We start from the raw sequence: 19685 nt of genomic DNA, 5'->3' as shown, positions 1-19685 counted from the left end.
GTCCGTGACCGAGCTGCTAGACACTGCGCCGCCGGTACGTACCTCAGCCGGCTCCGACCGTTGGCCCACCAAGGGGGACACTCATGGCATCGCGCATGCTCACGAGAGCGCTGTTGACCACCTTCACCGCTGCCGCCCTCAGCCTCGGCACCGTCGCCGGCGCGACAGCGGCCGTCGCCGCGCCCACCCAGCAGCCCAGCAGTTCCGCCACCATCCAAGCCGTCAACAACCTCGGCCTCTCCATCTCCGAGGGCAAGAGTGTGCAGTGCTACGTCCGCGACGCCGCACCGCGCGGTAGGTACAACCCTGGTGCCATCGACGGCCAGCTCGGCACCAGCAGCTGGAAGGCTTGGCAGCTGTTCCTCAACGACCGCGATTACAACGCCGGAGCCGTCGACGGCGCCGTGGGCCCCAACACCATCCGGGGCCTCCAGAGGTTCCTGGTCGACATCGGCTATGACACCGGCGGCATCGACGGCGTGGCCGGAACCAAGACCAAGGCCGCCTGGAAGGCGTTCTCCCGCCTCCCCAACGACGGCAGCTGGTGCTGATCACGACAGCGCGAGTCCAGACGGCCGGGCCCCGGGGATGTGGTGTTCCCGGGGCCTTTCGGCGCCTATGCGAGGCCGCCGTTGCTCATCAGCAGCTGACCGTTGATCCACTCGCCCTCCTTGGAGCACAGGAAGTCCACTAGGTGCGCGGTGTCCTGCGGGGTGCCCAGTCGGCCGAGCGGGGTGCTGCGGACGCAGTGCTCACGGACTTCCTCGGGCATCCAGCCGGTGTCGACGGGCCCGGGATTGATCACGTTGGCGGTCACGCCGAGGTGTGCGAGTTCGTGGGCGGCGGCCAGGGTGATGCGGTCCAGGGCGCCCTTGCTGGCCCCGTAGGGCAAGTTGCCGACGGTGTGATCACTGGTGAGGCCGACGATCCGGCCGGTTCCCCGTTCCGCGGCGAAGCGGCGTCCGAACTCGCGAATGAGCAGCCAGGTGGCGCGCGCGTTGACGGCGAAGTGCCGGTCGAAACTCTCGACGGTGGTGTCGAGCAGCCCGGAGTCGACGGACTCGCAGTGACTCATCACCAGCGCGGTGACACCGCCCATCCGCTGTTCGACCTCGTCGAAGACGCGTGCCGGGGTGTCCGGGTCGGCGAGATCCGCCTCGATCGCGGTGGTGGACGCGCCGTGTTCGGCCAACGATCGGCTGATCGCTTCGGTCGCGCCGGGCTCGCTGCCCCAGCTCATGCGGTCGTCGTAGGGGGTCCAGTACGTGAAGGCGATGTCCCAGCCCGATGCGGCCAGCCGAAGGGCGATGCCCGCGCCGATGCCGACGGTGCGGCCGACCCCGGTGATCAGGGCGAGCGGGCGGTCAGCCGAAGGGCCTCGTCCGTGGGCGGCCTGGTCATGATTGGTATCCGTTGTCACGGGCCGGAATCGTTCACGAGCGACACCTCGGCGTCAATCGTTTTCCTGCGGCGCCGCGGCAAACGAGCGGGGACGGCACCGGGTCCTGCAACCACCCGCCGCCCAGCGGGCGTTGGTAGGTTGCCCGCCATGACCGAACCAGGATCCGCCGCCCGGGCGGCGCCCCGGGGTTTTCGTCATCGATCTCGACGGAGCGATGATCGGCGAGGTCATGCTCGATCCGCACGCAGACCGTCCGGGCCACATACGTCCGGACGTCGGGAGGACCGAGCTCGGGTACCTGTTACTGCCCCAGGCATGGGGACGGGGATACGCCGCCGAGGCGTGCGCGGCGGCACTCGCCTGGTTCGCCGACGCGAAGCCCGGCGAGTCGGTGGTGCTCCGCACCCAGACCGCCAACGATCGCTCGATGCGCCTCGCGGCGAAGCTGGGCTTCACGGAGGTGGAGCGGTACGAGGACCACGGCGCCGAGCAGTGGTTCGGCGTGTGGTCTCCCGGCACACCGTCCGGTTGATCCGCGTGGCGTACGGCGCCGAGCGGGTAGGGAAGATCGCATGCCTGAAATCTTCGAAGCCGGTGTATGGGGCCTTGTGGCCGGTTCCGCCCTGCTGCTGGGGGCGGTGATCGGGTACGGAGTCCGGGTGCCCCAGTGGCTGGTGGCATCCGTGATGGCGTTCGGTGCGGGAGTCCTGCTGTCGGCCGTGTCCTTCGAACTGGTCGCGGAGGCGTACGACGAGGCCGGCCTCGCACCGGCGGCGATCGGCACGGTGGCCGGGGCACTCGCCTATACGGCCGGAAACGCCTGGCTGGCACGGCGCGGCGCCCGCCACCGCAAGCGCAGCGGCCACGGCAAGCAGCCTTCCGAGTCCGAACAGGGCGGCTCGGGGCTGGCGCTGGCGCTGGGGGCCCTGCTGGACGGTGTGCCGGAGTCGGCTGTCATCGGGGTGAGCCTGCTGAAGGGCGGTGCGGTCAGTGTGGCGACGGTGGCCGCGGTGTTCATCAGCAACGTGCCCGAGGGCCTGTCCAGCTCCGCCGGGATGAGGCGGGCGGGGCGCGGCAAGACGTACGTGTTCGGCGTGTGGGGGGTGATCGCCCTGGCCAGTACCGTGTCGGCGGTGCTCGGGTACGCGGTGGTGGGCGGGATGTCCACGGCGGTGGTGGCGGCTGTGACCGCGGTGGCGGCCGGCGCGATTCTCGCCATGATCGCCGACACGATGATCCCGGAGGCGTTCGAGAACGCTCACCTGGCCATAGGGCTGATCACGGTGTGCGGTTTCCTCGTGTCGTTCGCCCTGTCCCACGCCTGAACCGCGCGGCTTTCGGAGGGAACCGGAGTGCTCGCGCCGGGCGGGGGTAGACGCAAGGGATGCTTGGGACAAACCTTCTCGCGCCCATTGCCTCTCTGCCCGGCGCCCGGCTCCGCGGAGAGCCCCGTCACGCTCGTCGCCGCCGTCGCCGTGGCCGGCTGCACCGGCGGCTGCTCGCCTACCGCGACGTGGAGATCCTCCACTCCCCCGCACCGACGGGTGACGAAGCGCGCTCCCTGCTCCTGGTGTACGGGCGCCGCGTCGTCGGCCGCCTCGACTACCAGGTCTGCGAAGAGTGCGGCAGCGGTGTGGTGACTCACGCTCAAGTGACCGGCCCGCTTCAGGACAGCGGTCTGGGGACACGTGCCGTCTCCCACCTGCGGGCCTTTTACCCGGATGTGGACTGGTACAGCCGCCTCACGCGACGCCTGGCGCGTGACCTCGCGCACCGTATGCGTATGCCGCAGGGCTTCGCCGGGCCCTGCACACATTTGCAGCCGCGTGCGAGCACGGCCGCGGATCCGACGGTCCGGGCGCGTGCCCTGCCCTGACGCGTCCGCCTCCGGACACCCTCTTCCCCGACTCCCCGGGCTCCTCGGGCTCCCTATCGACGGCTGCGTACGAGCAGATAGAGGAAGTACGGCGTGCCGATCACGGCCGTCATGAGCCCGGCGCCGAGCTGGGCAGGAGCGATGACCGTCCGGCCCACCAGGTCGGCGGCGCACACGAGGATGGCGCCGAGGAGGACGGCGACCGGCACCACCCGAGCGTGTCGGCGGCCCACCAGGGCCCGAGCGGCGTGCGGCGCGACGAGCCCGACGAAGCCGATCGTGCCGGCGGCCGATACCGCGGTGGCGCTCAGCAGGACGGCGAGGACGAGGAAGCCCAGACGTCCGCGGCCCAGGTCGAGGCCGAGCAGCCTCGGAGTGTCCTCGTCGAGTGACACCAGGTCGAGTTCGGTGCGTCGTACGACCGCGACGGCCAGGCCCACGGCGAGGACGGCCGCGAGAGGCAGCACGTCGGGCAGCGTCCGCCCGTACGTCGAGCCCGCGAGCCAGGTCAGTGCCTTCGTCGCGTTGAACGGGTCGGTGAGGATGATGAGCAGGCTGATGACGGCCGTCGCTCCCGTGGCGACCCCGAATCCGACGAGTACGAGCCGGTTCTGCTGGAACCCGCCCCTCGCCGCGAGGCCGAAGACGAGCAGGGAGCTGACCGCGGCGCCCGCGAACGCGCCCGCGGCGATGCTCCAGGAACCGGCCACCGGCACGGTCGTGACAAGCAGGACAGCGCCCACCGCGGCGCCGTTGGTGACGCCCAGGACGCCTGGTTCGGCCAGCGGGTTGCGCGTCACGGCCTGGATGAGTGTCCCCGCGAGGGCGAGTGCCGCTCCCGCGCAGAGGGCGGCGATCACGCGCGGCACGCGGGTGTCCAGGACGAAGGTGACGGTCTGCCCGGCTCTGCCCTGGGCCCAGTTGACCACGTCGCCCATCAGCAACTTGCTGTCCCCGATGAGTACGGCGGCGATGACCAGGCCGATCAGCGCGGCGACGAGGACGGTCGTCGTGACGACGAAGACGGTCCTGCTGCGGATGCGCAGCTTGTCGGCGGGGGCGGCGGCCGCCGTGTCCTTGGCCCGCGCGGCCATGACGATCAGGAAGACCGCGCCGACGAGGCTGGTGACGACGCCGGTGGGCACGGCGACCGCGGTGTCCGAGGGGACGACGGCGCGCAGCAGCACGTCGGAGCCGAGGACCAGGGCCGCGCCGGTGAGACCCGCGAACGGCAGCCGGGCCCGCGAGCGGGTGAAGGCCCGGAACCTGCGGGCGAGGGGGCGTACGAGCGCGGGCGCGCACAGGCCGACGAAGCCGACGGGTCCGGCGAGGGTGACAGCGGCGGTGGAGAGCAGCGCGGCGAGCACGACCGCGACGACGCGGGTGGAGCGCACGGGGACACCGACGCCGTGCGCGGCGTCGTCACCGAGGGCCAGCGCGTCGACCCTGCGGGCGAGCAGGATCAGACCGATGAGTCCGGCGGCGCCGATGGGCAGCATTTGAAGTACGCCGTCGAAGCCGTTCTGCGCGATGCTCCCCTGGTTCCACTTGTAGAGGCCCTCGGTCTCGTGGGGGAACAGCAGGAGCAGGCCCTCGGTGACGGCGGTGAGGCCGAGGGTGAGGGCGCTGCCCGCGAGGACGAGGCGGACCGTGCCCGCACCGAGGCCGGACAGGCCGAGGACGACGGCCGCCGCGGCGAGGCCGCCGATGAACGCGATGCCGGAGGAGGCGAGGAGCGGCAGCGATATGCCGGTGGCGGCGGCGACGCCGAGGGCGAGGTACGAGCCCGCGTTGACGGCGAGGGTGTCGGGCGAGGCGAGGACGTTGCGGCTGACCGCCTGGAGGGCGGCGCCCGCCATGCCGAGTACGGCGCCGACGAGCAGGCCCGCGGTCATTCTCGGCAGCCGGGAGGCGACGACGACGGACGCGTCGGCCGTGTCGGCACTGCCGGTGAACGCCTTCCACACCTCGGAGGGGCCGACGGCGGCCGTGCCCTGGGTGATGTCGACGACCGCGAGCGCGGCGACGAGGAGGACCAGTGCGGCCGTCACCGCGGCCGCACCCGTACGGGAGGCGGCTGTCGACGGGCGGGCGGCGGGGGTGGTTGCGGTGACGGCCATGGTGCTACTTCTTCAGCGCCTCGACGACGGAGTCGACGTACTGACTCATCGACTCGGTGCCGCCGAACATCCAGATGCCGTCGGGCAGCCGGTGCACGTTGCCCTTCTTCACGAACGGCAGCGACGTCCACACCTTGTCCTTCTTCAGGACGCCGGTGAACGGGTTGCTGCTCTTGTCGCCGTCGTTGCCGATGTAGGCGAAGTGCACGTCCCTGTCGAGCTTGGTGAGGCCCTCGACGTCGGTGGCGCCGAGGCCGTAGGCCTTGTCGCCCTTGGCCGTCCAGTCGTTCTTCAGGCCGAGCTTCTCGTTGACGGCTCCGATGAGCGAACCGCTGGTGTAGGGCCGGATCGAGGTCTGATTGCCGGTGACGTAGCCGTCGGCGAAGGCGTACTTCGCGCCGCCGTGACCGGCGGCGGCGAGCTTCTTCTTGCCCTCGGCGAGCTTCGCCTCGAAGTCCTTCTTGAGCTTCGTGGCCCGCTCCGTGGTGCCGGTGGCCTTGGCGAGGAGGTCGAGGTTCTCCGTCATCTGGCCGATGGGGTCCGCGGCGTCGGCGGGGCGGAGGTTGAGGACCGGGGCGATCTTGCGCATCTGCTTCACGGCGGCGGCCGGCAGATCGGTGGTCGCGATGATGAGGTCGGGCTTCAGGGACGCGATGGTGTCCATGCTCGGCTCGCCGCGCGTGCCGACGTCCTTGGGGTCGTTCTTCAGCGGGGCGGCGGTGTCCCAGGTCTTGTAGCCCTTGACGTCGGCGACGCCGGTCGGGTCGACGCCGAGCGATATCAGGCTCTCCACGGCGTTCCACTCGGTGCCGACGACCTTCTTCGCCGGGCCGTCCAGCTTCACCTTCGTGCCGGTGCCGTCGGTGAGGGTCAGGGCGGAGGCGTTCTTCTTGGCGTCGTCGGCGGCGGGCTCGGTGGTGCCGCAGGAGGACAGGGCGAGGGCCGCGGCGGTGGCGGCCGCCGCGGTGAACAGGAGGCGTCTCATGAGGTGGTGCTGAGCCTTTCGCTTCGCGAGTGGTGGCGGCCGATGGCGCGGGTGCGCAGGCGGCCGGAGAGGGGGTCGGAGTCGACTTCGATGCGGATGCCGTACGTGTCGGTCAGCCGCTGCGGTGTCAGTACGTCTGTGGGGTCGCCGTCCGCGACGACTCGCCCCGCGTCCAGCAGCAGGATCCGGTCGGCGATGGCGGCCGCCTGGTCGAGGTCGTGCAGGACGGCTCCGACGGCGATCCCGTGGTCGTCCGCCAGGTCCCGCATGAGGTCGAGGAGTTCGACCTGATAGCGCAGGTCGAGGTGGTTCGTCGGCTCGTCGAGCAGGAGCACGCCCGTCTCCTGGGCGAGGCAGCCGGCGAGCCAGACGCGCTGGAGCTGGCCGCCGGACAGGTGTTCGGCGCCACGTTCGGCGAGGTCCGCGACGCCGGTCATGGCGAGGGCACGGTCGACCGCGGCCCGGCCGCCCGGGTCGGTCCTGCCCCAGCGGCCCCGGTGCGGGTAGCGGCCGAATTCGACGACGTCCCGCACGGTAAGTCCGCTGGGCGTGGGGCGGCCCTGGGTGAGCAGCGCGACGTGCCGGGAGAACTCGCGGGGGCTCAGGGCCAGGCCGTCGGTCTCGCCGTCGATGACAAGGGTGGCGGTCCGGGGCCGCTGGAGGCGCGCGAGCGTGCGCAGCAGCGTCGACTTCCCGCTGCCGTTCGGACCGACCAGGACGGTCACCTCGCCCGGGCGCAGCGTCATCGCGGCGTCGTGGACGACGTCGACGCCTTCGTACGCCACGGTGACACCCGTGGCCGACAGTTCATGACCCTGGGGGCGCGTGGCCTCGGCGGTCTCTTCACCAACATGCACGCGGCAGAGGTTAGCCTAACCTAACCGTTCCGCGAAACGGGGGGTGGCGTCTCGTCGTCTCGCCTTAGCAAGTCGAAATTCGGCCAGGCTCAGGCATCTTCCGCACCCTTGGGGTGGTGGCGGGCGATGTTCCGTTCCAGGAGCCGGGTCGAGGCGGCGACTCCGATGCCGCGGACGGGGTCGACGGACGGCAACCTGCCGTCGGCCCGCTTCAGTTCGGCGAGCGCGGCCTCCATCGCCTCGTGCGCGGCGAAGAGGCAGGGCGTGCTGTAGATGGCGACGTCCATGCCGAGATCAGTGAGTTCGGCGAGCGAGAGCCGCGGGGACTTGCCACCGGCGATCTGGTTGAACAGCAGGGGTTTGCCGTCGACCACCTCGCGGATCCGGCGGATGCCCTCCACGTCGCGTACGCCGTCCACCAGGACCACGTCCGCGTCGGTGGCCGCCAGACACCTGGCGCGCTCCATGATGTCGGCCTCGTCCGTCGCGTCGGTCCGGGCCACCACGACCATGTCCCTGCGGGTCCGCAGCACCATTTCCAGCTTGGTCAGGTACTCGTCGAGCGGCAGCACCTGCTTGCCGTCCGCGTGCCCGCACCGGCGGGGCCGCTTCTGGTCCTCCAGGATCACTCCGGAAGCCCCGATCCGCTCCAGGCTCTCCACCACGTGACAGGCCACTTCGGGATCGGCGTACCCGTCGTCGATGTCCACGAGCAGGTGGTGCCCCGGGAACGCGCCCCGCAGCCGCTGCGTGAACGCCACCATGTCCGGCCAGGCGATGAAGCCGATGTCGGGCAGCCCGTAGTACGAGGCGGCGAAGCCGAAGCCGGACACGAACATCCCGTCGTAGTGACCGGCGGCGACGGATGCGGAGTACATGTCGTACACGCCGATCAGAGGAGTCGTGCCCGGCGTGGCGATCCGGTCCCGCAACTTCGTTCCGTGCTTCAACGCCTGGCTCCTGATCGTGGGGGGAGAGAGATTCGCGTGGGGGATTCAGGTGGGGGATTCAGGTGAGGGATGCCGGGACAGGATGATCTCGGCGTCGAGAGCGGAACTCCCCGACCCGCGCTACTCTCACCCTCCCGGTGCAGCACTTTCACCACAGAAACGTCACTGCCGGACGGGTACGGGAACGACTGGATACGACTTCTCCCGAGGCTCGTTCCGGGAGAGGAGCTCGTTCCGGCCTTCGCCCGGGCCTTCTTTCGCTGTCCTCTTCTCGGCGGCCGTACACTCGACCACATGGGCCACACGGGTTGCATGAGGCAGAGCCGGCCGTCGGCCGCCTCTGAACCGCGCCCCGGCGCCGGACGGCCGGTTGCCGCGGCGGGCCACCGCACGCCCGGGGCCCGGCGTATCGCGCTGCACGACCACGGCTAGCGAATCTCGCACCGGCTCGTCGCTCCCTCCGTGGCGTGCGCCGGATCTTCTCCCTCGGGTCCAGCGCCTTTCGCCGGCCCGCCGGACGCTCTCCGTTTCCGCTCCACGTCACCATCACAGCTCTCCGGCCCCCGCCGGTGCTGCCGCCTGGCTGCGACCGCACGCGCGGGCCGCGCCACTTCGAAGGGATCATCGTGAAGCTGAGCGAGTTGTTGGCCGGACACGCACATCACGCACTGCGGGGCGACCCGGGAGCGACCGCGATCACCGGCGGTGTGACTTTCGACGTGGACCGGGTCCTGCCTGGTTCCGTTTTCGTCGCCGTACCCGGTCACCAGGAGGGTGGGCCGGGTTCGGTGACCGACGCGTTCGCCCGCGGGGCCGCCGCCGTCATCGTAGAAGGGGATGATCCGACGCCGCCTGCGATGCCGTGGCCCGCGGACGGGTGCGTCGTGCGGGTGCCGGAGACGCGACGGGCTGCCGCGGTGGTGGCCGCCCGGTACTTCGGCGAACCGGGGCGGCGGATGGACATGGTGGCGATCACCGGCACCAACGGCAAGACGTCCGTCTCGTACATGATCGAATCCGCCCTGCGGATCTCCGCCGGAGCGAAGGTGGGGGTCATCGGGACGGCCGGCAGCCGGATCGGCGACGAACAGATCCGCATGCCGCACTCGGTGCTCTCCACGCCGGAATCGCCTGACCTCCAGTACCTGTTGGGATACATGCGCGACCGCGCGGCCGGCAGCGTGGTCCTGGAGGCCACCTCCATGGCCCTGCTGACACACCGGGTGGACCGGACGTTCATCGATGTCGGCGTGTTCACCAATCTGACGCAGGATCACCTGGACGACCACGGGACGATGGCCGACTACCGGGATGCCAAACTCCGGCTCTTCCAGGGCTTGTGCCGGCACGCGGTGGTCAACGCCGACGACCCGGTGGGGGCCGGGATCGCGGCCATGATGCCCGGCGCGGTGACCACTTACGCTCTCGACGCACCGGCGGACTACCGCGCGACCGACCTCGTGGTGAGTGCCTCGGGTACGCGGTTCACCTTGCACCACGAGAGGCGGGCGTATCCGGCGGCGATACCGTTCCCGGGCCGGTACTCGGTGGCCAACTCCCTTGCGACGCTCGCCGCCTGCCACGTACTGGGGCACGACCTGGACGCCCTCGTCGGCGCGCTCGCTCAGCTTCCGCCCGTCCCCGGGCGGTTCGAACGCTTCGAGACCCCTGAGGGCGCCACCGTGATCGTGGACTACGCCCACTCCCCCGACTCCCTGGACAAGGTCCTGACCACCATCCGCGGCTACGCAGCCGGCCGGGTGATCACTGTCTTCGGCTGCGGCGGCGACCGGGACACCACGAAGCGGGTCGAGATGGGGAGCATCGCGGGCACCCACTCGGATCTGTGCGTCCTGACCTGCGACAACCCTCGCTTCGAGGACCCAGAGGCGATCTTGGACCAGATCACCCCGGGCCTCGCGGCCACCGGCACGCCGTTCGAGCGGCTCGCCGACCGTCGTGAGGCGATCGCCTTCGCGCTGTCCTCGGCGGGTCCCGGGGACACCGTCCTCATCGCCGGCAAGGGCAGCGAACCGCACCAGGCCGTCCGCGGTGAACTGCTCCCGTTCAGCGACATGGAGACCGCGCGGGAACTCGTCCTCGCACAAGCAGCCGTCCGCCCTTCCGTACTTCGACCTGTCGATTCGCTGAGCGGGTGAGCGTGACGGCCGGGCGCGGCACGGAGCCGTCTCGCTGGTCGAGGCCACATGGAGCACTGGCCGGCACCGACCGCGGCACGTCCGCAGGGCTACCGGTACTGGCGAGCGGCATCCGCTCCAGCTCGCCGGGGCCGTGTGTCCCCAGGCCCGCATCAGCGCGGCCTCCCCGCACACGGCGGCGGTCATGAACCCATTACCCGGTGGCTGCGTGGCGAGCCGCTGGCTAGGGTCGGCGTGATGTGGCGCGGTGGTGAGGAGGTGAGGAGTCGCGGTGATCACGTGGCGGAGGGTGACCGAGGGAGACCTCGGGTTGTTGCGGCGGTGGCTCATGCAACCGCATGTGGCCCGCTGGTGGAGCCACGACACCTCCGTGGAGGCGGTCGCGCGGGACTTCGGGCCGGCGACGCGCGGCGAGGAGCCGTCCGAGGATCTCCTGGTCATGCTGGACGGCGCGCCCGTCGCCCTGGTCCAACGGTGTCGATTCGCGGACTACCCCGACTACCTCGCGGAGATGGCCGCCCAGGTCGATCTCCCCGCAACGGCGGTCACGATCGACTACCTGCTCGGCGACCCCGCACGCGTAGGGCAGGGACTCGGCCCCCGTATCATCCGGGAGATCGTGGCGGCCACATGGACCGACCACCCGGACGCGTCCGCCGTCGTCGTCCCGGTCCACGCCGCCAACCGCGCGTCATGGCGTGCCCTGGAGAAGGCCGGACTGCTCAGGGTCGGTACCGCCGATCTGACCCCTGACAATCCGGACGACGACCGCGCCCATTACGTCTACCGCATCGATAGACCCGTCAGCGAAACCCGATACGGCAGCCCTGGCTGACCAGAGCTTTCGTGACGAGCCACCGATCGGCCGGTTGGGCACCCACGTCACGTTCACGTCGGCCATCCCGGATGGCGCCCGGTCGCAGACAGGCGGAGGTCCCCGGCCCAGCTCTCACAACGGACGCCGCCGGTGGGGAATGAGAGCTCCAGGGCGACGCGACCGGCGTTCGACACGTGGTCTTCCCGCATCGCCAGAACACTCTCCCCGATGTGGTCCGCGAACGGTGTCTCCTGCCTGATCGCTCCCACCGTGACGAGCCCCGAGTCGCCCATGTCGTAGCCCGCGTGCGGCTCCGACTCCTCTGCGATCAGGCACCAATCCGATCCGGTCGTGATGCGAACGGCGACACCTCGGTCATCGATCAGCCACACCTCCAGCGGGCCCGCCGGGTCATCGCCGCGGTATACGTGCCACGACGCGACGACCTTCACGACCCGGCGGCCCACCAGGCTCTGCCCGGTCACCCCGGAACCGTGAAGCGGGCACGCGCTCGACTCGTCAGACGCCATCGGCCGACAGTACCGCCCATCGACATCGTGGTTCACGGCGGAGGAGCAGCGCCTGTGCGGCGAGACACAGGTGCGTGCGCCATCAGCGGGACATGGCCCCCGGACGTACGCCCACGGGCTACCGCCCAGCCCGCAGATGTGGCCGCCCGGCCGATGCCCTGGTCGCCCTGCCCGCGACAGATTCGGACCGTGATCGAAGTACATGAACTGACCAAGCGCTATGGCGACACCACCGCGGTGAACGCCCTGAGTTTCACGGTGCGCCCGGGGCGCGTGACAGGCTTCCTCGGGCCGAACGGCGCCGGCAAGACCACCACGCTGCGCATGCTGCTCGGCCTGGTGAGTCCCACCGGCGGTAGCGCCACCATCGGGGGACGACCGTTCCGCGACCGACCGCGCGGCCTGCGCCACGTCGGCGTGCTGCTCGACGCGGGCGACGTACACGTCGGACGCAGCGGATGGGACCACCTGGCCGCACTCGCCCGCGGCAACGGAATCCCGCGCCACCGGGTCGCCGAGGTCCTGGCCGAGGTAGGCCTCGCCGAGGCGGCGCGGCGACGCGTGTCCGGGTACTCGCTCGGCATGAGGCAGCGGCTCGGCATCGCCGCCGCGCTGCTCGGCGACCCGCCGGTCCTCCTGTTCGACGAGCCGCTCAACGGGCTTGACCCGGAAGGCGTGTTGTGGATGCGCGGGCTCTTCCGGCGGCTCGCCGGTGAGGGACGCACGGTCTTCGTCTCCAGTCACCAGATGGGCGAGATGGAGGACACCGCCGAGCACCTCGTCGTGATCGGCCGCGGGGAACTGATCGCCGCCGAAAGCGTCGCTCGGTTCGCGGCCCGTGCGTCCCGGCCCGACGTGACCGTGCGGACCCCCGACGCCGCCGGGCTCGCGACCGTCCTGACCGACGAGGGCGCCGCGGTCCTCGCGGACGGCGAGGGGCTGCTCACGGTCACCGGCCTGCCGACGGCCCGCATCGGCGAACTGGCATGCGCCCACCGGATCCCGCTGCACGAACTCGCCTCCGGCGGCCGCTCCTTGGAGAAGGCGTTCATGCAACTCACCGCCGACCGCGTGGACTACCTCACGGGGGCGCCCCAAAGCCCGGCAAAGAAGCACGAGGAGCGCGGGCAGCGCCTCGCGGAAGGAGCACGATGAGTACGCCCACCACGGAGGCCCGGGGCCAAGCGGGCACCACCGCGCTCCGCGCCCGCTTCACCGACCTCCTCGCCGCCGAGCGGATCAAACTCCGCTCGCTGCGTTCCACGTACTGGGTGCTCGGCGGTGGCGCCCTCGTCGTGATCGCGATCAATGCGAACTCCGCCTGCTCCAACGCCCGTCGGCTCGCGGGCATGCCGCAGCCTCCGGCCGGGACCGAGCGGCACTTCCGGTTCGACCCGCTGCACGCCGCCTTCGTCGAACCGGCCTGGCAGCTCTGGATGGTCATCGCGGCCACCGTGGGGGCGCTCTGCGTCTTCGGCGAGTACACCAGCGGCCTGGTCCGTACGACGTTCACGGCCGTGCCGGACCGCCGCGCGGTGATCGCGGCGAAGACGGCCGTTGTCGCGGCGGTGCTGTGCGTGCTCGGCGTGATCGTCGCGGGGGTTTCCTTCGGTGTGACGCAGGCGCTGCTCCGCGAGGAGGGCGGCCTGTCGGTCGGCGACCCCGGAGCGGTGCGCGCCATCGCGGCCTCCGCGCTGCTCGCTCCGGTGTGCGCGCTGGTCGGCATGGCGCTCGGCGCGGCCATTCGCCATGCCGCGGGCACGGTCGTGGCGGTGGTCGGCACACTTCTGCTGCTGCCTGCGGTCTTGCAGGGCGACACGTACCGGTGGGTCAAGGAGATCGGCAACGCGATGCTGCTCTCCGCATGGCGGCGCCTGGTGGAGAACCCCTCCGTGCCGGGCTTGGCGGAGAAGTATCCGGTGACGCCCGCCGAGGCGTGGACGGTCTTCGCGGTGTGGCCGCTGGTGGCGGTGGCCGTGACGGTGACCGTGGTGTGCCGCCGGGACGTGTGAGCGACGCCTGCGACAGGCGGAGGTGGACCTGATACGTTCCCTTTCAGCACTCAAGCCTCCCCGGCCGGGCCCCGCCTCCGCGTCCGCCAGGGAGGCTTTTTTCATGTCGCAACGAGGGAGACTGATGACCGACGTATCCGCGCGCCTGGCCGATGTGACCGACCAACCCATACTGGAGCGCCTCTGGTTGCTCTTCCGGCATGACATGTCCGAGTTCAGCGGCGCACTGCCCAACCCCGACGGAACCTTCCGGAGTGATCGGCTTCAAGCCGCCTTTGCGCAGGCCGACTGGGCGCCCTACCTCTTGTCCAATGGCTCCTCCCCCGTCGGTCTCGCTCTCGTCCGCAGCCTGACTGCTCCGACACGCGTCCTGAACAGCTTCTTCGTTGTTCGTGGGGCACGCCGGACAGGGATCGGACTGCGCGCCGTTCGAGAGGTCGTGGCGAAACACCCGGGGCCGTGGGAAGTCGCCTTCCAGGATCGCAACGTCGCCGCGGTCGGATTCTGGCGGCGCGTTGCCACCGAGATCGCCGGTGACGCGTGGACCGAGGAACGCAGGCCCGTTCCGGGGCGTCCGGACCTGCCGCCCGATACCTGGATCACGTTCAACGCCCCGGCCGAGGCACAACACTGAACGTGAATCCGGGGCACACCATTACGGTGCCGTTTACCTGCTTTCGCCGCTTGCGAAACCGCTGGGGTGATGGCGGCGAGATTTCCTGACGGGTCGTGCCGGTGGGGCGGGTCAGTTGGTGAAGGCGACAGATTCAGCGAGATCCCTCTGGGTCTCGAGCGCGGTGAGACGTTCGGTGAGTGCCGCGTGGATTGCGCTGTAGCTGTCGGAGCCGAGAGTCAGGCGCAGTGGCGGGCTCGGATGGCGGGTGGTGTCGTAAATGGCGGCGGCGACCTTGGCCGGGTCGCCGGTGAAGACGCTCTCGTCCGCGGTTTCGAGGTAGCGCCGGGTCCGGCCGACGGCATTGTCGCGGTAGACGGCCGTTTCGGTGGTGTATCGCAGGGCCGAAGCGAAGCCGGTACGGGTGGCGCCGGGCTCGACCAGAGTGAGGTGAACGTTGAAGTCGAAGACCTCGCGGCTAACGCTCTCGGTGAAGCCCTCCAGCCCCCACTTGCCCGCGTGATAGGAGCTGTGAGTGGGGATACCGACCTGGCCGCCCACACTGGAGATCTGGATGATCCGGCCACCTCCCTGCTCACGCATCGGCTGCAGGAAGGCGCGGGTGATCACCATCGGCGCGAGTAGGAGGACCTCGATCTGGTCGCGAATCTGCTCGACGGTCATTTCCTCGGCGGCGCCCACAACCGCGTATCCGGCATTGTTGACCACGATGTCCACCGGCCCGGACCCGAGAGTCCTGCCGATCACCTTGTCCACATCGGCCGGCCGCGTGAGGTCGAGGATCTCAATGGTCAGCCGGTCGCCGTACGTCTCGCGCAGGTCTTCCAGAGCTGCCGGGCGGCGCACCGTCGCCGTAACGCGGTCGCCGTTCCGGAGGGCGTGCTCGGTGAGATGGCGGCCCAGCCCACCGGAGGCTCCGGTGACGAACCAGTGGCGTAAGGCCTTGTCGGAGGGAGCGGGCATGGGGGCCTCCTGAAGTAGAGTCATACCGGAATCCATTCCGTTCAAAGTTAAGCGGAACGGATTCCGGAAAGCAATGGGGACACCGACATCGAAGGAACCCGCATGCCCGCCGCACCCCGCCGCACCAGGAGTGACGCGCTGCAGAACCGGGAGCGCCTGCTGGAGGTCGCCGCGCGGGCCTTCGCCGAGCAGGGGCTGGACACCGCGCCTGCCGCCATCGCCAAGCAGGCGGGCGTCGGTGTCGGCACGCTCTACCGGCACTTCCCGACTCGGGAAGTCCTCATCGACGCCGCCTACCGGCGCCAACTCACCCAGGTGTGCGAGAAGGTGAACGACCTTCTCACCCAGCACCCGGCCGCCGAGGCCACCCGGATGTGGATGGAACACTTCATCCACTACGCCACGGCAAAGAGCGGAATGTCCGAAGCCCTCAACGCGGTCATCGCCTCCGGCATCGATCCATACTCCGACAGCCGCACGCTCCTTACCGACGCTGTCGCCACCCTCCTCGCGGCCGGCGCCCGAGACGGAAGCCTGCGAACGGACGTCGCCCCGGACAATGTCCTGCTTCTCATGGGTGGCATCGCCTATTCCGTGCAGCACGGCACCAAGGAGCAAGCGCGTCCGCTCGTCGACCTCTTCATGGACGCGCTGACCAAGGACTCGACCGCAAGCTGAACCCGAGCCCCCTGTCCGGCACGCCAACTCGGGCGCGGCCCTCAGTCGCTAGTCGATGCCTTCCAGGAACGGGATGAGCTCGTCCATGAAGGGCTCGTTCCGGTCGCCGACCACCATGTGCCCGGCGTCGCCCACATCGACGTACCGCGCGTTCGGGACCTTGTCGCAGAACTCCACGGCGGTGTCCTCGCGCACCACGTCGCTGAGCCCGCCGCGGATGAGCAGGATCGGCACGTCGGCGTGGCGGGCGGCGTCAAGAAGACGCTCCGCCATGCCGGGCGGGTCCGTCCGGCCCTCGAAGCCGGCCAGCACCCGGGGGTCCCAGTGCCAGACCCAGCGATCACCGTGGCGTCGCAGATTGTTCCGCAGCCGCTCCGGGTCGTACGGTCGTGTGCGGTGCGGCAGGTAGGCAGAGACCGCGGCGACCGCCTCCTCGACGCTCGCGAAGCCGTCCGGTCGATGGCGCATGAACTCGACGATCCGGCGTACCCCGCGCGGATCCGGCCGGTGGGCGACGTCGACGAGCACCAGAGCGCGAATCGCCGCCCGGGGTGCCTCTCCGGCGGCGAGCAGCGAGCTCAGACCGCCGAGCGAGGCCCCTACGAGCACCGGCCGGTCGCCGAGTTCGGCGACCAGTGTCCGCACGTCATCGGCAAACAGGTCGAGGTCGTAGTCACCGTCGGCCGACCACTGACTGGTGCCGTGCCCGCGCAGGTCCGGAGCGATGACCCGCCATCCCAGCTCGGCCAGCCGAGGGCCGGTCTGGCCCCAGGCGTGTCGTGTCTGGCCGCCGCCATGCAGCAGGAGGAGAGGGGGCGAGGACGCTTCACCCCACGTGTCCGCCGCGAGCCGGATCCCGCCTCCGCCCGCGAAGCTTCGGGGCCGTGAGAGTGCGTCGGCCGTCATGACGTGCCTCGTGTCCGCAGCGGTGCCAGCAGTCGGTCCCGGTGGAGGTCGGCGGCCGCCGCGGCGAGCGCGACGTCCAGTGCGAACAGAGCGCGCGCGAGGAACCGGTCGTCGTCGATCAGGGCAGCGACCCACTGATGCAGGGCGCCCACGCACGAGGTGCCGACGGCGGCGGCCAACGCGTCAGTACGGATGTCGGCGCGCAGGATGCCCTGTGTCTGCGCCTCGGCCATTGCGCGGCGAAGCTGGGCGAGCGGACTGCGGTCGAGTACGAGGCCGCTCTTCGCCCACTCACGCACCATGCGCCGCGACACGATGGGGTCCTCTACGAACAGTCGTACGGTCGACCGGACGACCTCCCGCGGGTCACCGGCCCCCAGTAGGGCCAGGCGGCGTTCGAGTTCGTCCATGAACCCGGCGGCGAGCGCCTCCCAGATCTTCTCGCGCGGGCCGATCAGGTTGTACACGGTGGCCGGGGCGACCTCCGCTCGCTCGGCGATCCGCTCGGTACTGAGCACCGACTCCGGGCTGTCCCGCAGGAGTTCCCGGGTCGCGTCGAGGATCCGAGCTCGCCGCCGGGCCTTGTGCTGCTCACGTAGTCCCCCTTCGGCCGTCTGCATCGCACGTACCCCGCCCTTCGCCAAAACTTAGAGAGCACACTAAATTTATAGGGCCGTCTAGGGAATGGCCAAGGGTCGGGTGCGTTGCGACGGCGGATTCATGCGGTTGCGGCAGCAGGCCAGGGGAAGTCGAAGTCACCGGCCGGATCGCGTTCAGCCCGCCTGCGCGTGCGTGAAGAAGCTGACGAGGCTGTGCGGGGCGTTGTCGTCGAGGCACAGCTCGTGGACGCGGGAAGCCTCGGCGGCAGCGGCGGCGCCGCGCGGGAACAGGGCGTTCTCGTACGCGCCGAGTGCGGCTTCGACGTCGCCCGGGTGCGCTGCGAGGGCCTTGCCCAGTTCCGCGCCGTCGTACATGGCGAGGTTCGCCCCCTCGCCGGACGGGGCCATCAGGTGGGCCGCGTCGCCGAGCAGCGTCACGCCGGGCACGCGGTCCCAACGGTGGTCGACCGGCAGGGCGTGGATGGCGCGTGGGACCGGGGCGGTCTCGCCGTCCGTGAGCAGGGCGGTGAGTTCCGGGGCCCAGTCGTGGAACTCCGCGGCGACACGGGCCGTGGCCGCGCCCGCGTCGGTGAAATCGATGGCGTCCATCCACTCCTGCGGCTTGGTGAGTGTCACGTAGGCGTGCAGGACGCCGTCCGGCTCACGGTGGGCGGATATCCCCTGACCGGGGGCGAGCGCGAAGAGCGAGCCGTCACCGACGGCCCGGGCGCAGGCCGGGTGGCGGGTGTCCGCGTCGAACAGGTAGGTCTCGATCAAGGACGTCCCGACGTACTGGGGTCTGGCGTCGGACAGCAGGGGGCGGACCCGGGACCATGCGCCGTCCGCGCCGACCAGCAGGCCGGTCGTCACGGTCGTCCCGTCCGCGAACGTCACCTCGTGCCGGCCATCCCCGAGTGTGCGGGCCGCGGCGACCTTGTGCCCCCAACGGACCGTGCCGGCGGGCAGCGAGTCGAGCAGGATCTGCCGGAGGGCTCCGCGAGGCACCTCGGGCCGCCCGCCGGTGCCGTCGTCACGCTCTTCCAGCAGGACCTTTCCGTCCTTGTCGAGGACGCGGGACGCCTCGGCGCCCTGGTGGACGATGCCGAGGAATTCCTCGAACAACCCGGCCGCCCGGAGCGCGAGCTGCCCGTTGTGGACGTGGATGTCGAGCAGGCCCCCCTGGGTGCGAGCCGATGGTGACGCCTCCGCTTCGTAGACCGTCGCCTCGATGCCGTGTACGTGAAGGACGCGTGCGAGCGTCAGGCCTGCGAGCCCTCCGCCGATGATCGTGACCGGAGTGGTCATGGTCTTCTTCCTTTCTGATCGAGGACCGGTGGGCGAACACGGAGCAGCCTCGGGGCACCGGGCACCGGCTCGCTCAGCAGGACACCCCTGGAACGCCGTTCCAGACCCACACTGGAACGGCGTTCCAGAGATTGTCAAGATGGAACGGCGTTCCACAGCGTCTAAAGTGCAGGCATGGCAACCAGCCCGAGCCGTCCCGAACGACGACAGGAACCGCTCTCACGGGAGCGCATCGTCAGCGCCGCCGTGGAACTCCTCGACACGGCGGGTGAGGCCGGGCTCACCTTCCGCGCCCTGGCCAAGCACCTCGCCACCGGCCCCGGAGCGATCTACTGGCACATCACGGGCCGGAGCGAACTCCTCGGCGCCGCCATCGACGCCGTCATGACCACCACCATCCCCGGTGACGACACCGACGCGACGCCGCAGGAAGCGATCCGCGCCTTGGCACTCGGCGTGTTCGATGCCATCGATGCCCACCCCTGGGTCGGTACACAGCTCGCCCGCACCCCGTCGCAGTCGCCGATGTTGCGGGTCTTCGAACGCATCGGACGCCAGATCCAGGCGCTCCGCGTGCCCGCGGCCGCCCAGTTCACCGCCGCGTCCGCGTTGATGAGCTACATCCTCGGAGTGGCGGGCCAGAACGCCGCCAACACCCGGGCGCTCCAGCGGGACACGGACCGGACCGAGTTCCTCGACTCCGTGGCGGCCGCATGGGCGGAACTCGACCCCGACGAGTACGCGTTCACCCGGAGCGTCGCCGGTCAACTGCGCGAGCACGACGACCGGGAGGAGTTCCTCGCCGGCATCGACCTCATCCTGTCCGGGATCACAGCGCGTCGGCGGTCGGCCGACTGACCCGGCGCTGTCGCCGTGGTCAGCCAAAGTTCGA

General features: G+C 70.4%; 20 protein-coding genes and 1 pseudogene. 11 read left to right on the top strand and 10 right to left on the bottom strand.

Features of this window, described 5'->3' with window-relative positions:
* Positions 1-83 precede the first annotated feature (83 nt).
* Positions 84-551 carry a peptidoglycan-binding protein gene (locus tag ACF062_RS26395; RefSeq protein WP_392141815.1) on the top strand — a complete coding sequence of 156 codons (468 nt, stop codon included), beginning with the start codon at positions 84-86 and terminating at the stop codon, positions 549-551.
* A gap of 65 nt (positions 552-616) precedes the next feature.
* On the opposite strand, the gene ACF062_RS26390 is transcribed toward ACF062_RS26395, so the two are convergent.
* Positions 617-1420, bottom strand: coding sequence for an SDR family oxidoreductase (locus ACF062_RS26390; RefSeq protein ID WP_392141813.1), 804 nt, complete (start codon positions 1418-1420; stop codon positions 617-619).
* A 151-nt stretch (positions 1421-1571) separates the two neighbouring features.
* Here ACF062_RS26390 and ACF062_RS26385 point away from each other — a divergent pair.
* The 3 genes and pseudogenes from ACF062_RS26385 to ACF062_RS26375 form a co-directional block, all read left to right on the top strand.
* Positions 1572-1934: pseudogene (locus ACF062_RS26385) on the top strand (GNAT family N-acetyltransferase); the annotation flags it as partial.
* Positions 1935-1974: 40 nt separating this feature from the next.
* Entirely contained in the window at positions 1975-2727 is a 753-nt protein-coding gene (locus ACF062_RS26380; RefSeq protein ID WP_392141811.1) for a ZIP family metal transporter, read from the top strand.
* 59 nt (positions 2728-2786) lie between these two features.
* Positions 2787-3278: a hypothetical protein gene (locus tag ACF062_RS26375; protein WP_392141809.1), complete on the top strand. Its 492-nt coding sequence runs from the start codon at positions 2787-2789 to the stop codon at positions 3276-3278.
* Between the two features lie 53 nt (positions 3279-3331).
* On the opposite strand, the gene ACF062_RS26370 is transcribed toward ACF062_RS26375, so the two are convergent.
* The 4 genes from ACF062_RS26370 to ACF062_RS26355 form a co-directional block, all read right to left on the bottom strand.
* Positions 3332-5398: an iron ABC transporter permease gene (locus tag ACF062_RS26370; protein ID WP_392141807.1), complete on the bottom strand. Its 2067-nt coding sequence runs from the start codon at positions 5396-5398 to the stop codon at positions 3332-3334.
* A 4-nt stretch (positions 5399-5402) separates the two neighbouring features.
* Positions 5403-6383, bottom strand: a complete 981-nt coding sequence (locus ACF062_RS26365; RefSeq protein ID WP_392141805.1) for an ABC transporter substrate-binding protein — start codon at positions 6381-6383, stop codon at positions 5403-5405.
* Positions 6380-7240: an ABC transporter ATP-binding protein gene (locus tag ACF062_RS26360; RefSeq protein WP_392141803.1), complete on the bottom strand. Its 861-nt coding sequence runs from the start codon at positions 7238-7240 to the stop codon at positions 6380-6382. The genes ACF062_RS26365 and ACF062_RS26360 overlap by 4 nt, the downstream gene beginning before the upstream one ends.
* Before the next feature lie 89 nt (positions 7241-7329).
* Positions 7330-8190 carry an oxaloacetate decarboxylase gene (locus tag ACF062_RS26355; protein ID WP_392141801.1) on the bottom strand — a complete coding sequence of 287 codons (861 nt, stop codon included), beginning with the start codon at positions 8188-8190 and terminating at the stop codon, positions 7330-7332.
* Positions 8191-8816: 626 nt separating this feature from the next.
* Here ACF062_RS26355 and ACF062_RS26350 point away from each other — a divergent pair.
* Entirely contained in the window at positions 8817-10349 is a 1533-nt protein-coding gene (locus tag ACF062_RS26350) for a UDP-N-acetylmuramoyl-L-alanyl-D-glutamate--2,6-diaminopimelate ligase (protein ID WP_392141799.1), read from the top strand.
* A gap of 271 nt (positions 10350-10620) precedes the next feature.
* Positions 10621-11184 (top strand): GNAT family N-acetyltransferase, encoded by a 564-nt coding sequence (locus ACF062_RS26345; protein WP_392141797.1) that lies wholly within the window; start codon positions 10621-10623, stop codon positions 11182-11184.
* A gap of 53 nt (positions 11185-11237) precedes the next feature.
* Here the strand turns inward: ACF062_RS26345 and ACF062_RS26340 are convergent, their stop codons facing one another.
* Positions 11238-11696, bottom strand: a complete 459-nt coding sequence (locus tag ACF062_RS26340) for a hypothetical protein (protein WP_392141796.1) — start codon at positions 11694-11696, stop codon at positions 11238-11240.
* Positions 11697-11885: 189 nt separating this feature from the next.
* Here ACF062_RS26340 and ACF062_RS26335 point away from each other — a divergent pair, with 189 nt between their 5' ends.
* The 3 genes from ACF062_RS26335 to ACF062_RS26325 all read left to right on the top strand — a co-directional run bounded on the left by ACF062_RS26335 (position 11886) and on the right by ACF062_RS26325 (position 14342).
* Positions 11886-12851: an ABC transporter ATP-binding protein gene (locus tag ACF062_RS26335; protein ID WP_392141795.1), complete on the top strand. Its 966-nt coding sequence runs from the start codon at positions 11886-11888 to the stop codon at positions 12849-12851.
* Positions 12848-13708, top strand: coding sequence for an ABC transporter permease (locus ACF062_RS26330; RefSeq protein WP_392141793.1), 861 nt, complete (start codon positions 12848-12850; stop codon positions 13706-13708). Before ACF062_RS26335 ends, ACF062_RS26330 begins: the two co-directional genes overlap by 4 nt.
* A gap of 124 nt (positions 13709-13832) precedes the next feature.
* Positions 13833-14342, top strand: a complete 510-nt coding sequence (locus ACF062_RS26325; RefSeq protein ID WP_392141791.1) for a GNAT family N-acetyltransferase — start codon at positions 13833-13835, stop codon at positions 14340-14342.
* A gap of 111 nt (positions 14343-14453) precedes the next feature.
* Here the strand turns inward: ACF062_RS26325 and ACF062_RS26320 are convergent, their stop codons facing one another.
* On the bottom strand, positions 14454-15305 hold the full coding sequence (locus ACF062_RS26320; RefSeq protein WP_392141789.1) for an SDR family oxidoreductase: 852 nt from the start codon (positions 15303-15305) through the stop codon (positions 14454-14456).
* Positions 15306-15407: 102 nt separating this feature from the next.
* Here ACF062_RS26320 and ACF062_RS26315 point away from each other — a divergent pair, with 102 nt between their 5' ends.
* Complete coding sequence (locus tag ACF062_RS26315; protein ID WP_392141787.1) at positions 15408-15983, top strand: TetR/AcrR family transcriptional regulator; 576 nt, start codon at positions 15408-15410, stop codon at positions 15981-15983.
* Between the two features lie 48 nt (positions 15984-16031).
* Here ACF062_RS26315 and ACF062_RS26310 read toward each other — a convergent pair whose 3' ends face one another.
* From ACF062_RS26310 to ACF062_RS26300, 3 genes are all read right to left on the bottom strand, one after another.
* Positions 16032-16889 (bottom strand): alpha/beta fold hydrolase, encoded by an 858-nt coding sequence (locus ACF062_RS26310; RefSeq protein ID WP_392141786.1) that lies wholly within the window; start codon positions 16887-16889, stop codon positions 16032-16034.
* Complete coding sequence (locus ACF062_RS26305) at positions 16886-17509, bottom strand: TetR/AcrR family transcriptional regulator (RefSeq protein WP_392141784.1); 624 nt, start codon at positions 17507-17509, stop codon at positions 16886-16888. The genes ACF062_RS26310 and ACF062_RS26305 overlap by 4 nt, the downstream gene beginning before the upstream one ends.
* A 153-nt stretch (positions 17510-17662) precedes the next feature.
* Positions 17663-18793 carry an FAD-dependent oxidoreductase gene (locus ACF062_RS26300; RefSeq protein WP_392141782.1) on the bottom strand — a complete coding sequence of 377 codons (1131 nt, stop codon included), beginning with the start codon at positions 18791-18793 and terminating at the stop codon, positions 17663-17665.
* Between the two features lie 174 nt (positions 18794-18967).
* Here ACF062_RS26300 and ACF062_RS26295 point away from each other — a divergent pair, with 174 nt between their 5' ends.
* Positions 18968-19651 (top strand): TetR/AcrR family transcriptional regulator, encoded by a 684-nt coding sequence (locus ACF062_RS26295; RefSeq protein ID WP_392141780.1) that lies wholly within the window; start codon positions 18968-18970, stop codon positions 19649-19651.
* The last annotated feature ends 34 nt before the right edge of the window (positions 19652-19685 follow it).

The organism is Streptomyces sp. NPDC015345, assembly GCF_043078805.1.
Lineage (GTDB): Bacteria > Actinomycetota > Actinomycetes > Streptomycetales > Streptomycetaceae > Streptomyces.
This window is presented reverse-complemented; position numbering and strand designations above follow the sequence as displayed.

Bases quoted from the DNA above. Each gene is read 5' to 3' on its own strand.
- ACF062_RS26370 (WP_392141807.1), bottom strand. From the start codon at position 5,398: ATGGCCGTCACCGCAACCACCCCCGCCGCCCGCCCGTCGACAGCCGCC.
- ACF062_RS26330 (WP_392141793.1), top strand. From the start codon at position 12,848: ATGAGTACGCCCACCACGGAGGCCCGGGGCCAAGCGGGCACCACCGCG.
- ACF062_RS26310 (WP_392141786.1), bottom strand. From the start codon at position 16,889: ATGACGGCCGACGCACTCTCACGGCCCCGAAGCTTCGCGGGCGGAGGC.
- ACF062_RS26340 (WP_392141796.1), bottom strand. From the start codon at position 11,696: ATGGCGTCTGACGAGTCGAGCGCGTGCCCGCTTCACGGTTCCGGGGTG.
- ACF062_RS26380 (WP_392141811.1), top strand. From the start codon at position 1,975: ATGCCTGAAATCTTCGAAGCCGGTGTATGGGGCCTTGTGGCCGGTTCC.
- ACF062_RS26375 (WP_392141809.1), top strand. From the start codon at position 2,787: ATGCTTGGGACAAACCTTCTCGCGCCCATTGCCTCTCTGCCCGGCGCC.
- ACF062_RS26300 (WP_392141782.1), bottom strand. From the start codon at position 18,793: ATGACCACTCCGGTCACGATCATCGGCGGAGGGCTCGCAGGCCTGACG.
- ACF062_RS26315 (WP_392141787.1), top strand. From the start codon at position 15,408: ATGCCCGCCGCACCCCGCCGCACCAGGAGTGACGCGCTGCAGAACCGG.
- ACF062_RS26325 (WP_392141791.1), top strand. From the start codon at position 13,833: ATGACCGACGTATCCGCGCGCCTGGCCGATGTGACCGACCAACCCATA.
- ACF062_RS26395 (WP_392141815.1), top strand. From the start codon at position 84: ATGGCATCGCGCATGCTCACGAGAGCGCTGTTGACCACCTTCACCGCT.
- ACF062_RS26320 (WP_392141789.1), bottom strand. From the start codon at position 15,305: ATGCCCGCTCCCTCCGACAAGGCCTTACGCCACTGGTTCGTCACCGGA.
- ACF062_RS26365 (WP_392141805.1), bottom strand. From the start codon at position 6,383: ATGAGACGCCTCCTGTTCACCGCGGCGGCCGCCACCGCCGCGGCCCTC.
- ACF062_RS26295 (WP_392141780.1), top strand. From the start codon at position 18,968: ATGGCAACCAGCCCGAGCCGTCCCGAACGACGACAGGAACCGCTCTCA.
- ACF062_RS26305 (WP_392141784.1), bottom strand. From the start codon at position 17,509: ATGCAGACGGCCGAAGGGGGACTACGTGAGCAGCACAAGGCCCGGCGG.